Annotated in this window: 13 protein-coding genes; 9 read left to right on the forward strand and 4 right to left on the reverse strand. The window is 51.7% G+C overall.

The annotated features are described in order from the left end of the window. Positions 1-116 precede the first annotated feature (116 nt). The gene (locus tag C1192_RS26280) at positions 117-191 is read left to right on the forward strand and encodes a hypothetical protein (RefSeq protein WP_487249908.1); all 75 of its coding nucleotides are present in this window, start codon (positions 117-119) and stop codon (positions 189-191) included. Between the two features lie 192 nt (positions 192-383). Here C1192_RS26280 and yfhL read toward each other — a convergent pair whose 3' ends face one another. Together yfhL and C1192_RS22715 are read right to left on the reverse strand one after the other, a co-directional pair. Beyond that, positions 384-644, reverse strand: coding sequence for a 4Fe-4S dicluster ferredoxin YfhL (yfhL, locus tag C1192_RS22710; RefSeq protein WP_001196284.1), 261 nt, complete (start codon positions 642-644; stop codon positions 384-386). A gap of 55 nt (positions 645-699) precedes the next feature. Continuing rightward, on the reverse strand, positions 700-1,548 hold the full coding sequence (locus C1192_RS22715) for a MurR/RpiR family transcriptional regulator (RefSeq protein ID WP_001013776.1): 849 nt from the start codon (positions 1,546-1,548) through the stop codon (positions 700-702). A gap of 208 nt (positions 1,549-1,756) precedes the next feature. Here C1192_RS22715 and yfhb point away from each other — a divergent pair, with 208 nt between their 5' ends. Continuing rightward, entirely contained in the window at positions 1,757-2,392 is a 636-nt protein-coding gene (yfhb, locus tag C1192_RS22720) for a phosphatidylglycerophosphatase C (RefSeq protein WP_038354382.1), read from the forward strand. A gap of 57 nt (positions 2,393-2,449) precedes the next feature. Then, on the forward strand, positions 2,450-2,953 hold the full coding sequence (gene tadA, locus C1192_RS22725) for a tRNA adenosine(34) deaminase TadA (protein ID WP_001516895.1): 504 nt from the start codon (positions 2,450-2,452) through the stop codon (positions 2,951-2,953). Here tadA and mltF read toward each other — a convergent pair. Further along, the gene (gene mltF / locus C1192_RS22730) at positions 2,950-4,506 is read right to left on the reverse strand and encodes a membrane-bound lytic murein transglycosylase MltF (RefSeq protein WP_038354383.1); all 1,557 of its coding nucleotides are present in this window, start codon (positions 4,504-4,506) and stop codon (positions 2,950-2,952) included. The genes tadA and mltF overlap by 4 nt on opposite strands. A gap of 257 nt (positions 4,507-4,763) precedes the next feature. On the opposite strand from mltF, the gene purL reads away from it, so the two are divergent. The 5 genes from purL (at position 4,764) to glnB (ending at position 13,268) form a co-directional block, all read left to right on the forward strand. After that, entirely contained in the window at positions 4,764-8,651 is a 3,888-nt protein-coding gene (gene purL, locus C1192_RS22740; RefSeq protein ID WP_038354384.1) for a phosphoribosylformylglycinamidine synthase, read from the forward strand. A 588-nt stretch (positions 8,652-9,239) separates the two neighbouring features. Beyond that, positions 9,240-10,667 (forward strand): two component system sensor histidine kinase QseE/GlrK, encoded by a 1,428-nt coding sequence (gene qseE / locus C1192_RS22745; RefSeq protein WP_001516892.1) that lies wholly within the window; start codon positions 9,240-9,242, stop codon positions 10,665-10,667. 164 nt (positions 10,668-10,831) lie between these two features. Then, positions 10,832-11,545: a two-component system QseEF-associated lipoprotein QseG gene (gene qseG, locus C1192_RS22750; RefSeq protein ID WP_001215851.1), complete on the forward strand. Its 714-nt coding sequence runs from the start codon at positions 10,832-10,834 to the stop codon at positions 11,543-11,545. Continuing rightward, positions 11,535-12,869, forward strand: coding sequence for a two-component system response regulator GlrR (gene glrR, locus C1192_RS22755; RefSeq protein WP_001516890.1), 1,335 nt, complete (start codon positions 11,535-11,537; stop codon positions 12,867-12,869). The genes qseG and glrR overlap by 11 nt, the downstream gene beginning before the upstream one ends. 60 nt (positions 12,870-12,929) lie before the next feature. Next, on the forward strand, positions 12,930-13,268 hold the full coding sequence (glnB, locus tag C1192_RS22760) for a nitrogen regulatory protein P-II (RefSeq protein WP_000717694.1): 339 nt from the start codon (positions 12,930-12,932) through the stop codon (positions 13,266-13,268). A 43-nt stretch (positions 13,269-13,311) separates the two neighbouring features. On the opposite strand, the gene hmpA is transcribed toward glnB, so the two are convergent. Then, positions 13,312-14,502: an NO-inducible flavohemoprotein gene (gene hmpA, locus C1192_RS22765; RefSeq protein WP_038354385.1), complete on the reverse strand. Its 1,191-nt coding sequence runs from the start codon at positions 14,500-14,502 to the stop codon at positions 13,312-13,314. Positions 14,503-14,832: 330 nt separating this feature from the next. Between hmpA and glyA the strand changes: the two genes are divergently transcribed. Next, positions 14,833-16,086: a serine hydroxymethyltransferase gene (glyA, locus tag C1192_RS22775; protein ID WP_000919159.1), complete on the forward strand. Its 1,254-nt coding sequence runs from the start codon at positions 14,833-14,835 to the stop codon at positions 16,084-16,086. The last annotated feature ends 14 nt before the right edge of the window (positions 16,087-16,100 follow it).

Genomic DNA, 16,100 nt, shown 5'->3' on the forward strand with positions numbered 1-16,100 from the left:
GGTGTCATCAAAGCTTGCGGCACTCGATTCCAGTAACTCGCACGTTCAGTTTTGGGGAGATGTAAGGGCTAATCTGAATGGCTGTATTCCTTGTTTAAGGAAAAACAAATGACGGATTGTCGATATACCTTATTAAACAGGGTATTAAAGTCGTCATTGCTATTTTACAGTTGATCCCTCTGTTCTTGTAACACCAGAAAACGTAATTAAGGCGCGTCGGGTGAACCCGCCGGGCGCGCCTTTAATAATGATAATTAAGTGTCTGCGCAGATATTATGGAGTTTTATTTAATGAATGTGTTTATTAATGGCAACATGAAAATAAATATAATAATTTCGTTTTACAAGAGTAAATAATCAATATTTTGCTCCAGAAGCAAAATACTAAATTTTATCCGCGTGATGCATCAGCACAAACTTATCCCACAACTGTTCTTCCGTCTCGACATGCTCCGGATCTTTCACAATGGTATTGGGGATCGGACATACTTTCTGGCAGGTTGGCGTCTCGTAGTGACCTACGCATTCCGTACACTTATCGCTGTTAATCTCGTAGATGTGATCGCCCATTGAAATCGCCTCATTCGGGCATTCAGGTTCACACATATCACAATTGATGCATTTTTTAGTGATTAACAGCGCCATAAGGAAACTCTCAAAACAACACAAACCGGGCGGGCATTATACGCGCATTCTTTACTCAAACCAGTTTTTTCACCAGAGCCTCGCTGTGGCGAATGCGTTCTGGGGCTAACTCGAGATCTTGTTGTATCAGTGCAATAAACAGCAAATCCGTTAGCATTCCCTGAGCATGACATGCAGAGATCGAAGCACTATTCGTCGCTTGTTCTTCGGCTATGGTATACAGGCAATGAGAAGCGCGCTGTTGCAGGGCATTGGGGGTGAAACCGGTGATGGCCAGCACTTTACCGCCCACTCGTAACATCTCATCTGCTGCCAGGTTTAACTCGCGCCGCACGCCCGTGTATGAGATGGCTAATAACAAATCGTCCGGCGATGAAGCCTGTACTGTAGCGAGTAACGCGTGCATATCACGCTCAGCGGCAGCATTAAAACCAATCTTCATCAGCTTCCAGGCAAAATTCTGCGCCACCAGGCCGGAAGCGCCAATGCCGGTCAGAATAATCCGCCGTGCAGAACGAAGCATCGCTACGCATTCATGTAGCTTCTCCTCACTATTGACGTTCAGTGTTGCGTACATGGCAGCAGTATTTTCTTTAATCAGTTTTTCGCCCACCAGCCGTAACGGATCATCACCACGAATTTGGTTATGAATGGGTACGGAGGGAGATTCCGGTTGGCTTGCCAGAGCTTCACTCAATGCCAGCTTTAAGGCCGGAAAACCTTTATAGCCGAGTTTTTGCGCGAACTTCACTACGCTGGACTGACTGACTCCGGCTTCGTTGGCCAGTTGTTGGGAGCTAAGGTGGCGGGCAGTGTCAGGTTGTAGCAGGAGATAGTCCGCCAGCTTTTTATCGCTCTGGGCAAGTCCCTGGTAACGCTGACGAATACGAAGTAAGCCGTTCATATCTTTCCTCGCGATGAATTAATGGCGACAACAGGCAATATGAGACACAAGCGAGCGAATATTATATTCCATCACAGTCAATTACCATGAATTAAAAATTCCAGTCAGCCATTATGCGATAGATTGATGCCAGAAAAGTGATGATCTATCTGTTAGGCTATGTAGTAGCAAAAATTAATCAGGATGTATCAGTCCAGAGGGGTATGGTTTGGCAACTCACGAGCGTCGTGTGGTGTTTTTTGACTTAGATGGAACATTGCATCAACAGGATATGTTTGGCTGTTTTCTGCGCTACTTACTGCGCCGCCAGCCGCTGAATGCGCTACTTGTTCTGCCGCTGTTGCCGATCATTGTCATTGCATTATTAATCAAGGGCCGAGCGGCACGTTGGCCGATGAGCCTGCTGCTATGGGGTTGTACCTTTGGTCATAGCGAAGCGCGTATACAGGCGTTGCAGGCCGATTTTGTGCGTTGGTTTCGCGACAATGTTACAGCCTTTCCGCTAGTGCAGGAACGTCTGACCAGCTATCTGTTAAGTTCCGATGCCGACATTTGGTTGATTACCGGTTCCCCTCAGCCGTTGGTCGAAGCGGTTTATTTCGATACGCCCTGGTTACCACGCGTTAATCTTATCGCCAGTCAGATCCAGCGCGGCTATGGCGGCTGGGTGCTGACCATGCGCTGTCTCGGCCATGAAAAGGTCGCGCAACTGGAACGCAAAATCGGCACGCCGCTGCGACTTTACAGTGGCTATAGTGATAGTAACCAGGACAACCCGCTACTCTATTTCTGTCAGCATCGCTGGCGGGTAACGCCTCGCGGCGAACTCCAGCAACTGGAATAGAGTAACGCATAGCGTCCGTGTATAATGCGCCGCGCTTTTATAACCGGAGTTTTCTTTTTGTCTGAAGTCGAATTTAGTCACGAATACTGGATGCGTCATGCGCTGACGCTGGCGAAACGTGCCTGGGACGAGCGGGAAGTGCCGGTCGGCGCGGTATTGGTGCATAACAACCGGGTAATCGGTGAAGGCTGGAACCGACCTATTGGTCGCCATGATCCTACAGCTCATGCAGAAATCATGGCGCTGCGGCAGGGAGGGCTGGTGCTGCAAAACTATCGCCTGATCGACGCGACATTATATGTCACGCTGGAACCGTGCGTGATGTGCGCCGGAGCGATGATCCACAGCCGTATTGGTCGCGTGGTCTTTGGCGCGCGTGATGCGAAAACTGGCGCCGCCGGATCATTAATGGATGTACTTCACCACCCGGGCATGAATCATCGAGTGGAAATTACGGAAGGAATACTGGCGGATGAGTGCGCGGCGCTACTCAGCGATTTTTTCCGAATGCGCCGTCAGGAAATCAAAGCGCAGAAAAAAGCGCAATCCGCGACAGATTAATTTCGTTTCTCTTCACTTCCCTTCCTGGAAAACAGTAGAGAAGGGGAGTGCGTCAGATAATTAGATGACGACTGCGAAAGAAATGAGAGAAAGGGAAATTTTTCTTTACCCAATTCCGCTGGCGATACCGCCGGATAATCCTGAGCCAACTGCATCGCCGCTTCTGTTGCCTGCTTTTCTTTTTCTTGCAAGTAACCCACCAGGCTAATCTGGTACTTACGAATATTTTCTACATAAGCATAGGCTTCATGCCCACGTGCATAGCCGTAAGTCAGCTTTCTGTAATAGGGTTTCTGGCTAAGCAAAGGCAGACGTTGTTTAACATCGGCCCAGCTATCAGGATTACCTTTAGTTTTTGCCGTCAGGGCACGGGCATCCAGCATGTGTGCATAGCCCATATTATAGGCGGCGAGCGCAAACCAGATCCGCTCATTTTCTGGCACGCTTTCTGGCACTTTACTCATCATATTATGCAGGTAACGCGCGCCGCCGCTGATGCTTTGTTCGGCATCAGTACGGTCGGTAATGCCCAGGCTTTGCGCGGTATTTTTGGTTAACATCATCATGCCGCGCACGCCAGTCGGAGAAGTCGCCTGCGCGTCCCAGTGCGATTCCTGATAAGCTATCGCTGCCAGCAAACGCCAGTCAATTTCCTCGGCGTATTTCTCAAATAGCGGTTTTAACTGTGGCAGAACAGCATCAACGGTGCGTAAAAACGTGCGCGTATCGACATAATCAAAATCATTGCCATGCCCGAGATATTTCTCTTCAATACGCGCCAGTGTGCCGTCCTCATTCATTTCATTGAAGAAATCGAGCAGGGCAGCAGAAAGCGTATTATCGTTATCTAATTGACTAAACCAGGTCACGGGTTGTTCATCGGTAATATCCAGCGCCACGGCGAGTTCCGGGTGAACGCGCTGGAACAAGCTGATAGCGACAGAATCGGCAATGGTGTAATCCAGCTTACCTTCGATAACATCTTCCATTAACTCCGCAGACCCTTTTCTGTCGTCCACTTTCCAGCCTAATTCCGGGAACTTAGTCTCTTTCAGTTTTTGCAGATCATTAATGACAACATGCCCAGGTGCGACGGCCAACTTTTCCGCCGTCAGATTACCCAGCGTACGTGGTCGATACTGACCCACTTTATAGACCAGTTGTTGTGAAACGGAATAATAGGTTGGGCCGGGTTGATAATTTTTAACCCTTTCGCTGTTATAGACCAGCCCTGCAGCCAGCAGATCGGCATCACCGTTATCGAGATCGTCAAATAACTGGCTGATGTTCTGCCGCACGGTGACTTTCAGTTTAACGCCAAGATAGTCAGCAAACTGTTTGGCCAGTTCATAATCCAGCCCGAAGGGTTTGCCGTTGATTTCGTTCCAGATGAGAGGTGTGTGAATAGTACTCACGCGCAACTCTCCCCGCGCTTGTATGGCGGCGATACGGTTGTCGGCTTTACCAAACCAGGGAATGGATGGCCAGAGAGCGACCGCGAGAAGCAGTGCCAGAATACCGATGAACAGATAATTAATCTTTAATTTTTTCAATTAGTTAATTCTCTGCGTCGTGCTTTTCCCTGCCTGAAAAATCGTAATAATGTAGAAAGGTTTCATCATAAATGAGCGGCATTTTGCGTAAACCCGCGCCAGTTGGCAACTTATTACAGATATTGGCGGCACGCGTAGCTAATCCACGGCGGCGATTTTATTTCCACGCAAACGGTTTCGTCAGCACGCCAGATTCTTTATAATGACGCCCGTTTCCCCCCTTTGGGTACACCGAAAGCTTAGAAGACGAGAGACTTATGATGGAAATTCTGCGTGGTTCGCCTGCACTGTCGGCATTCCGAATCAATAAACTGCTGGCACGTTTTCAGGCTGCCAGGCTCCAGGTTCACAACATTTACGCCGAGTATGTCCATTTTGCTGACCTCAATGCACCGTTAAACGATGATGAGCACGCGCAACTTGAACGCCTGCTGAAATATGGCCCGGCACTCGCCAGCCATGCCCCGCAAGGCAAACTACTGCTGGTGACTCCGCGTCCTGGCACCATCTCTCCCTGGTCTTCGAAAGCGACCGATATTGCCCATAACTGCGGGCTGCAACAGGTAAACCGTCTTGAACGTGGCGTTGCTTACTATGTTGAAGCCGGTACGCTGACTCACGAACAATGGCAGCAGATTACCGCTGAACTACACGACCGCATGATGGAAACGGTCTTTTTTGCGTTAGATGATGCAAAGCAGTTGTTTGCTCATCATCAACCGGCTCCGGTTACCAGCGTTGATTTGCTGGGACAGGGGCGTCAGGCCCTAATCGACGCTAACCTGCGTCTTGGCCTGGCATTGGCAGAAGATGAGATTGACTATCTGCAAGACGCTTTCACAAAGCTTGGTCGTAACCCGAACGACATCGAGCTTTATATGTTCGCCCAGGCGAACTCTGAGCACTGCCGTCACAAGATTTTTAACGCCGACTGGATTATCGACGGTGAACAACAGCCAAAATCGCTGTTCAAGATGATTAAAAACACCTTCGAAACCACACCAGATCACGTTCTCTCTGCATATAAAGATAACGCCGCCGTGATGGAAGGTTCCGAAGTAGGCCGCTATTTTGCCGACCATGAAACGGGGCGCTACGATTATCATCAGGAACCGGCTCACATCCTGATGAAAGTGGAAACCCACAACCACCCAACGGCAATTTCTCCGTGGCCGGGTGCGGCGACCGGTTCCGGTGGTGAAATCCGTGATGAAGGCGCAACCGGACGCGGCGCGAAGCCGAAAGCCGGCCTGGTTGGATTCTCCGTTTCCAACCTGCGTATTCCAGGCTTTGAACAGCCGTGGGAAGAAGATTTTGGTAAACCGGAACGTATTGTTACCGCACTGGACATTATGACCGAAGGCCCGCTGGGCGGCGCGGCGTTTAACAACGAATTTGGCCGTCCGGCACTGAACGGCTACTTCCGTACTTATGAAGAAAAAGTGAACAGCCACAATGGCGAAGAGCTGCGTGGTTATCACAAGCCGATCATGCTGGCGGGCGGGATCGGCAACATCCGCGCCGATCATGTGCAGAAAGGCGAGATCAACGTTGGTGCTAAGCTCGTCGTCCTCGGTGGTCCGGCAATGAACATCGGTCTTGGCGGCGGAGCGGCGTCTTCTATGGCTTCCGGTCAGTCTGATGCCGACCTCGATTTCGCCTCTGTACAGCGCGACAACCCCGAAATGGAACGTCGTTGCCAGGAAGTGATCGACCGCTGCTGGCAGTTGGGCGATGCAAACCCAATCCTGTTTATCCATGACGTTGGTGCAGGTGGTCTTTCTAACGCTATGCCGGAACTGGTGAGTGACGGCGGGCGTGGCGGTAAATTCGAATTGCGCGATATTCTTAGCGACGAACCGGGGATGAGTCCGCTGGAAATCTGGTGTAACGAATCCCAGGAACGCTACGTGCTGGCCGTTGCCGCCGATCAGTTGCCGTTGTTTGACGAACTGTGTAAGCGTGAACGCGCGCCATATGCGGTGATTGGTGAAGCAACCGAAGAACTGCATCTTTCTCTGCACGATAGTCATTTTGATAATCAGCCGATCGATCTGCCGCTGGACGTGTTGCTTGGTAAAACGCCGAAGATGACCCGCGATGTACAAACGCTGAAAGCGAAAGGCGACGCGCTGGTTCGTGAAGGGATTACTATTGCTGACGCGGTGAAACGCGTGCTGCATCTGCCGACCGTGGCAGAGAAAACCTTCCTCGTTACCATTGGCGACCGTAGCGTAACCGGCATGGTGGCGCGCGATCAGATGGTCGGTCCGTGGCAAGTACCGGTAGCTAACTGTGCGGTTACTACCGCCAGCCTCGACAGCTACTACGGTGAAGCAATGGCAATTGGTGAACGTGCGCCGGTTGCGCTGCTGGATTTTGCCGCCTCTGCTCGTCTGGCGGTCGGTGAAGCGTTAACCAACATTGCTGCTACGCAGATTGGCGATATTAAACGCATCAAACTTTCCGCCAACTGGATGGCGGCGGCAGGCCACCCTGGTGAAGATGCGGGCCTGTATGAAGCAGTGAAAGCGGTGGGCGAAGAGCTTTGTCCGGCGCTCGGCCTGACGATCCCGGTCGGTAAAGACTCTATGTCGATGAAAACCCGCTGGCAGGAAGGTAATGAAGAGCGCGAAATGACCTCCCCGCTGTCGCTGGTAATCTCTGCATTTGCCCGTGTGGAAGATGTGCGTCACACCATTACGCCGCAGCTTTCTACCGAAGATAACGCACTGCTGCTGATTGACCTCGGCAAAGGCAATAACGCGCTGGGCGCAACGGCGCTGGCGCAGGTATATCGTCAGCTTGGCGATATACCGGCAGATGTGCGCGATGTTGCTCAACTGAAAGGTTTCTACGACGCCATTCAGGCGCTGGTCGCCCAACGTAAGCTGCTCGCCTACCACGATCGTTCTGACGGTGGCCTGTTGGTGACGCTGGCGGAAATGGCGTTTGCCGGTCATTGCGGCATTGAAGCAGATATCGCAACTCTGGGTGAAGATCGCCTGGCCGCGTTGTTTAACGAAGAGCTGGGGGCGGTGATTCAGGTACGCGCTGCAGACCGTGAAGCCGTAGAAGGCGTACTGGCACAGCACGGACTTGCTGATTGTGTCCATTATGTCGGTCAGGCTGTTTCTGGTGACCGTTTTGTGATTACGGCCAACGGGCAGGCTGTATTCAGCGAAAGTCGCACCACGTTGCGTGTCTGGTGGGCAGAAACCACCTGGCAGATGCAGCGTCTGCGTGACAATCCGGAGTGTGCCGATCAGGAACACCAGGCGAAATCTAACGATGCCGATCCGGGTCTGAATGTGAAATTGTCGTTCGATATCAACGAAGATGTGGCGGCACCGTTTATTGCCACTGGCGCGCGCCCGAAAGTTGCTGTGCTGCGTGAGCAGGGTGTGAACTCGCATGTTGAAATGGCGGCAGCGTTCCACCGTGCGGGCTTCGATGCTATCGACGTGCATATGAGCGACCTGCTGGCTGGACGCACTGGCCTGGAGGATTTCCACGCCCTGGTCGCGTGCGGTGGTTTCTCCTACGGTGACGTGCTGGGCGCAGGTGAAGGTTGGGCGAAGTCTATCCTGTTCAACGACCGTGTGCGCGATGAGTTTGCAACCTTCTTCCATCGTCCGCAAACGCTGGCGCTGGGGGTATGTAACGGTTGCCAGATGATGTCTAATCTGCGTGAATTGATCCCTGGTAGTGACCTGTGGCCACGTTTTGTGCGTAACACCTCCGATCGCTTTGAAGCGCGTTTCAGTCTGGTTGAAGTGACCCAAAGCCCGTCACTGCTGTTGCAGGGGATGGTGGGTTCACAGATGCCGATAGCTGTTTCTCACGGTGAAGGGCGCGTGGAAGTGCGTGACGCTGCGCATCTGGCGGCACTGGAAAGCAAAGGGCTGGTGGCGCTGCGCTATGTTGATAACTTTGGTAAAGTCACTGAAACTTACCCGGCTAACCCGAACGGTTCCCCGAACGGCATTACGGCGGTCACGACTGAAAGCGGTCGTGTCACCATCATGATGCCGCACCCGGAACGTGTTTTCCGCACTGTCAGCAACTCCTGGCACCCGGAAAACTGGGGTGAGGATAGCCCGTGGATGCGTATTTTCCGCAATGCGCGTAAGCAGTTGGGGTAAGACTGCGGATATTTTACGCAACGCATTGGTTTTACAGGCCGGATAAGGCGTTTACGCCGCATCCGGCATTAAACACCAACCACTATCATATGCTCCCAACTCCGGGAGCTTTTTTGTGTCTGTAAATCACGACAATGGGTGGTTTACCGTGTCGCTCATTGGCGACATTTAACCTATTGATTTTATTTAAGACTAATAATTTTATCTTTGACCGTCTCTTTTAGGCGACACAACGGCTGATTTATAGTCAAATCTTGAAGCACTCATAAACCTATCAAAACAACGTACAATCAGTACGTTATCAAACTATTTTGTTTATTGGCACAGTTAATGCATAATAGTAAACAGTGGCTCATTCACCCACTTATGTCAGCCCCTTCGGGACGTGCTACATAAAAACCGAATGACGCACAACAAGGTGCCTGCCGTCCAACTTCTGATATCAGCGTAGCTATATCAACCATCGGGCGAAACGTCGAGTTAGGCACCGCCTTATTCCACAACAAAGCCGGGTAATTCCCGGCTTTGTTGTATCTGAACAGCCCCTCGGTTAGCATCACGTTATTCGCGTCTGACGAGAGTAATGCCTTGAAACGCTGGCCCGTTTTTCCCCATTCATTACGACAACTGGTAACGCTGGCATTCCTGCTGATCCTGCTGCCCTTGTTAGTGTTGGCATGGCAAGCCTGGCAAAGCCTGAATGTACTTAGCGATCAGGCGGCGCTGGTCAACCGCACGACGCTTATCGATGCCCGGCGCAGTGAAGCGATGACCAACGCGGCGCTGGAGATGGAGCGTAGCTACCGTCAGTATTGCGTGTTGGACGATCCCACCCTGGCGAAGGTCTACCAAAGCCAGCGCAAGCGTTACAGCGAAATGCTCGACGCCCACGCAGGCGTGCTGCCGGACGATAAACTCTACCAGGCATTGCGTCAGGATTTGAACAATCTCGCCCAACTTCAGTGCAACAACAGCGGCCCCGATGCCGCCGCTGCTGCGCGTCTGGAAGCCTTCGCCAACGCGAATACTGAAATGGTACAGGCCACGCGCACCGTGGTGTTCTCTCGTGGGCAGCAACTGCAACGAGAAATTGCCGAACGTGGGCAATATTTTGGCTGGCAATCGCTGGTACTGTTTCTGGTAAGCCTGGTAATGGTGCTGCTTTTCACACGGATGATTATCGGTCCGGTAAAAAATATTGAACGGATGATCAACCGATTGGGGGAAGGGCGTTCTCTGGGGAATAGCGTTTCGTTCAGCGGCCCTCGTGAATTACGTTCGGTCGGGCAACGAATTATCTGGTTAAGCGAGCGCCTGTCATGGCTGGAATCTCAACGCCATCAGTTTTTAAGACATCTATCTCATGAATTAAAAACGCCGCTGGCGAGTATGCGCGAAGGTACTGAATTACTTGCTGATCAGGTTGTTGGGCCGCTCACGGCAGAGCAGAAAGAGGTGGTGAGCATTCTCGATAACAGCAGTCGCAATCTGCAAAAGCTGATCGAACAACTGCTTGATTACAACCGTAAACAGGCGGACGGCGCGGTGGCACTGGAGAACGTCGAGCTTGCACCACTGGTGGAGATGGTAGTTTCCGCTCACAGCTTGCCTGCACGGGCTAAAATGATGCATACCGACGTCGATCTGCAGGCAACAGTTTGCCAGGCAGAGCCAATGTTGTTGATGAGCGTGCTGGATAATCTTTACTCCAATGCGGTGCACTACGGGGCTGAATCCGGTAACATTTGCCTTCACAGCAGCTTACATGGTGCGCGGGTTTACATTGATGTCATCAATACAGGTACGCCCATTCCGCAAGAGGAACGCGCCATGATCTTCGAACCCTTTTTTCAGGGAAGTCACCAGCGAAAAGGGGCGGTGAAGGGCAGCGGTCTGGGATTAAGCATTGCCAGGGATTGTATTCGCCGTATGCAAGGGGAACTGTATCTGGTCGATGAGAGCGGGCAAGACGTTTGTTTCCGTATTGAATTGCCTGCGTCAAAAAACACGAAATAATGCTAAGAGCCTATCCCATTAGGCTATTTTATTTGCCAGTTTGGCCCCGGGCAGTGCTCGAAATCCTCACGTACTACGTGTACGCTCCGGTTTCTTCGCGCTGTCCATGTCCAAACTTCCTGCAACAATTACGCCCACTGGGAAAGGCTCTAAGTCTGGTGAATATGCGACACATTTTTCAACAAATTTTGCCCCGGCGGCTATGGCTGGCGGGGTTGCCTTGTCTGGCATTGCTGGGTTGTGTGCAGAGTTACAATAAACCAGCTCTTAATACGCCAGCAGAAGAAAAAATTCCGGTTTATCAACTGGCTGATTATCTTCCTACTGAATGTAGTGACATCTGGGCGCTGCAAGGGAAATCAACCGAAACTAACCCGCTTTACTGGCTACGGGCGATGGATTGTGCCAACCGCTTAATGCCAGCGCAATCGCGTCAGGAAGCCCGCAAGTATGGCGACGGTAGCTGGCAAAATACCTTTAAACAGGGAATTTTGCTGGCCGACGCTAAAATTACGCCTTTTGAGCGCCGCCAGTTAGTTGCGCGCATTGACGCGTTAAGTACCGAGATCCCGGCGCAGGTTCGCCCGCTGTATCAGCTCTGGCGCGATGGTCAGGCGTTACAATTGCAACTGGCGGAAGAGCGTCAACGCTACAGTAAACTCCAGCAGTCCAGCGATAGCGAGCTGGATGCTTTGCGCCAGCAACATCACGTTCTACAGCAGCAACTGGAGCTTACCACCCGTAAACTGGAAAATCTGACCGATATTGAACGTCAGCTCTCGACCCGTAAACCTGCCGGAAATTTCGCGCCGGACGCGACGCACGAGAGTGAAAAGCCCGCGCCATCTACCAATGAGGTCACCCCTGATGAGCCATAAACCTGCGCATTTATTATTGGTCGATGATGATCCCGGATTGTTGAAATTACTTGGTCTGCGCCTGACCAGCGAAGGCTACAGCGTGGTCACGGCGGAAAGTGGCGCTGAAGGGTTGCGGGTACTGAATCGCGAAAAAATAGATTTAGTCATCAGCGACCTGCGGATGGATGAAATGGACGGTATGCAACTGTTTGCCGAAATCCAGAAAGTGCAGCCGGGGATGCCGGTTATCATCCTCACCGCGCATGGTTCCATTCCCGATGCCGTTTCCGCGACACAGCAAGGCGTGTTTAGTTTCCTCACCAAACCCGTCGATAAAGACGCGTTGTATCAGGCAATTGACGATGCGCTGGAGCAATCCGCGCCAGCCACCGACGGACGCTGGAGCGAGGCTATTGTCACCCGCAGTCCGCTGATGCTGCGTTTGCTGGAACAGGCGAGGCTGGTAGCGCAGTCTGACGTTAGTGTGCTGATTAACGGCCAGAGCGGCACGGGAAAAGAGATTTTCGCCCAGGCGATCCACAACGCCAGCCCACGCAACAACAAACCGTTTATTGCCATTAACTGTGGCGCATTGCCTGAACAGTTGCTGGAGTCAGAACTGTTTGGTCATGCACGCGGCGCGTTTACTGGTGCCGTCAGCAATCGCGAAGGTTTATTCCAGGCGGCGGAAGGCGGTACGCTGTTTCTCGATGAGATTGGCGATATGCCCGCGCCGTTACAGGTAAAATTGCTGCGCGTGTTGCAGGAGCGCAAAGTCCGTCCGCTGGGCAGCAACCGCGATATTGATATCGACGTGCGGATTATTTCCGCCACTCATCGCGACCTGCCAAAAGCGATGGCGCGAGGTGAGTTCCGCGAAGATCTCTATTACCGCCTCAACGTTGTTAGTCTGAAGATCCCCGCACTGGCGGAGCGCACGGAAGATATTCCGTTGTTAGCAAACCATTTATTGCGTCAGGCGGCAGAGCGACATAAACCGTTTGTCCGTGCGTTCTCCACCGATGCGATGAAGCGCCTGATGACCGCCACCTGGCCGGGCAATGTGCGCCAGTTGGTGAATGTGATTGAACAGTGCGTGGCGCTGACGTCATCTCCGGTGATTAGTGATGCGCTGGTGGAGCAGGCGCTGGAAGGAGAAAACACGGCGCTACCCACCTTTGTTGAGGCGCGTAATCAGTTTGAACTCAACTACTTGCGCAAGCTGCTGCAAATCACCAAAGGCAATGTCACCCACGCGGCGAGAATGGCGGGGCGCAACCGGACAGAATTTTATAAACTGCTTTCCCGACACGAACTGGATGCAAACGATTTCAAGGAATGAATTGGCGTAATGTGTTACGTTTAGCAGATCAAAAGACAGGCGACCTTTTCAAGGAATAGCATGAAAAAGATTGATGCGATTATTAAACCCTTCAAGCTGGACGATGTCCGCGAAGCACTGGCTGAAGTCGGCATTACCGGTATGACGGTAACCGAAGTGAAAGGTTTTGGCCGCCAGAAAGGCCATACCGAGCTGTATCGCGGCGCGGAGTATATGGTGGATTTTCTGCCGAAGGTGAAAATTGAGATCGTCGTACCCGACGACATTGTGGATACCTGTGTAGACACCATTATTCGCACAGCGCAAACCGGTAAAATTGGTGACGGTAAAATCTTCGTCTTTGACGTGGCACGGGTCATTCGTATCCGTACCGGTGAAGAGGACGACGCGGCAATTTAAACCGCGTCGGGGTTGCCGGATGTTTCCATCCGGCAATATCAAATCACAGCACCTTATGTGGGCCAAAGCATTCGTAATGAATGTTTTCCTGCTTCACGCCCAGATCCACTAACTGTTTTGCGGCAAACTGCATGAAGCCAACCGGGCCGCAGAGATAGAACTGCATTGCCGGATTGCTGAACGCACCTTCGAGTTTGCTCAGATCCATCAGACCTTCGCTATCAAACTGACCTTTCGCGCGATCGGCTTCACTCGGCTGACGATACCAGGTATGCGCGGTAAAGCGCGGCAGCGATTGCCCCAGTTCCTTAACTTCATCGGCAAAGGCGTGAACATCGCCATTTTCTGCAGCATGGAACCAGTTCACCTGGGCGCTATGGCCTGTTTTTGCCAACGTGTCGAGCATCGCCAGCATTGGCGTCTGACCGACACCCGCAGAGATTAAGGTCACTGGCGTGTCATTCGCTACATCCATAAAGAAATCACCAGCCGGAGCCACCAGCTTAACGACATCGCCAACGTTAGCGTGATTGTGCAGCCAGTTGGATACCTGTCCGCCATCTTCACGTTTCACTGCAATACGATAGCCTTTGCCATCCGGTTTACGGGTCAAAGAGTACTGACGAATTTCCTGATGCGGGAAACCTTCCGGCTTCAGCCAAATGCCGAGATATTGTCCCGGACGGTATTCTGCCACTGCGCCACCGTCGACCGGTTCCAGTTCGAAACTGGTGATCAATGCGCTGCGTGGTGTTTTAGCCACAATGCGGAAATCGCGCGTACCTTCCCAGCCACCGGCTTTGCTGGCGTTTTCGTTATAAATTTCTGCTTCGCGATTGATAAACACATTTGCCAGTACGCCATACGCTTTGCCCCATGCGTCCAGCACTTCCTGACCCGGGCTGAACATTTCGTCGAGGGTGGCCAGCAGGTGTTCGCCTACGATGTTGTACTGCTCCGGTTTGATCTGGAAGCTGGTGTGTTTCTGCGCGATTTTCTCCACTGCTGGCAGCAGCGCAGGCAGGTTTTCAATATTACTGGCGTAGGCGGCAATGGCGTTAAACAGGGCTTCACGTTGATCGCCATTACGCTGGTTACTCATATTGAAAATTTCTTTGAGTTCTGGGTTATGAGTAAACATACGGTCGTAGAAATGGGCGGTTAATTTCGGCCCTGTTTCCACCAGCAAAGGGATAGTGGCTTTTACTGTAGCGATGGTTTGAGCGTCAAGCATAGAGTCTTCCTTTTTTTTGCATCTTAATTGATGTATCTCAAATGCATCTTATAAAAAATAACCCTGTCCTGTAAATGGTTCCTTGGTGTTTTTCATTAGGAATGTGATGAAGTGAAAAATTTGCATCACAAACCTGAAAAGAAATCCGTTTCCGGGAGTAAGTCCTTTATTCACCAAAGCCTTGACGTGCTTGAAGGTAATCGTTTGCGTAAATTCCTTTGTCAAGACCTGTTATCGCAGAATGATTCGGTTATACTGTTCGCCGTTGTCCATCAGGACCGCCAAAATTAGGCGAAAAAATTTTATTGTTAGCTGAGTCAGGAGATGCGGATGTTAAAGCGTGAAATGAACATTGCCGATTATGATGCCGAACTGTGGCAGGCTATGGAGCAGGAAAAAGTACGTCAGGAAGAGCACATCGAACTGATCGCCTCCGAAAACTACACCAGCCCGCGCGTAATGCAAGCACAGGGCTCTCAGCTAACCAACAAATATGCTGAAGGTTATCCGGGTAAACGTTACTACGGCGGTTGCGAGTATGTTGATATCGTCGAACAACTGGCGATCGATCGCGCGAAAGAGCTGTTCGGCGCTGACTACGCTAACGTTCAGCCGCACTCCGGTTCCCAGGCTAACTTTGCGGTCTACACCGCGCTGCTGGAACCAGGCGATACCGTTCTGGGTATGAACCTGGCACACGGCGGTCACCTGACTCACGGTTCTCCGGTTAACTTCTCCGGTAAACTGTACAACATCGTTCCTTACGGTATCGATGCAACAGGTCATATCGACTACGCAGATCTGGAAAAACAAGCGAAAGAACACAAACCGAAAATGATCATCGGTGGCTTCTCAGCATATTCCGGCGTGGTTGACTGGGCGAAAATGCGTGAAATCGCTGACAGCATCGGTGCTTACTTGTTCGTTGATATGGCACACGTTGCGGGCCTGGTTGCTGCTGGCGTCTATCCGAACCCGGTTCCTCATGCTCACGTTGTCACTACTACCACTCACAAAACCCTGGCGGGTCCGCGCGGCGGCCTGATCCTGGCGAAAGGTGGTAGCGAAGAACTGTACAAAAAACTGAACTCTGCTGTCTTCCCGGGTGGGCAGGGCGGTCCGCTGATGCACGTAATCGCCGGTAAAGCAGTAGCGCTGAAAGAAGCGATGGAGCCGGAGTTCAAAACTTACCAGCAGCAGGTCGCGAAAAACGCCAAAGCGATGGTAGAAGTGTTCCTCGAGCGCGGCTACAAAGTGGTTTCCGGCGGTACTGATAACCACCTGTTCCTGGTTGATCTGGTTGATAAAAACCTGACCGGTAAAGAAGCTGACGCCGCTCTGGGCCGTGCTAACATCACCGTGAACAAAAACAGTGTACCGAACGATCCGAAGAGCCCGTTTGTGACCTCCGGTATTCGTGTGGGTACTCCGGCGATTACCCGTCGCGGCTTTAAAGAAGCAGAAGCGAAAGAACTGGCTGGCTGGATGTGTGACGTGCTGGACAGCATCAATGATGAAGCGGTTATCGAGCGCATCAAAGGTAAAGTTCTCGACATCTGCGCTCGCTACCCGGTTTACGCATAAGCGAAACGGTGGTT

The organism is Escherichia marmotae (assembly GCF_002900365.1).
In the GTDB taxonomy this organism is placed as follows: domain Bacteria; phylum Pseudomonadota; class Gammaproteobacteria; order Enterobacterales; family Enterobacteriaceae; genus Escherichia; species Escherichia marmotae.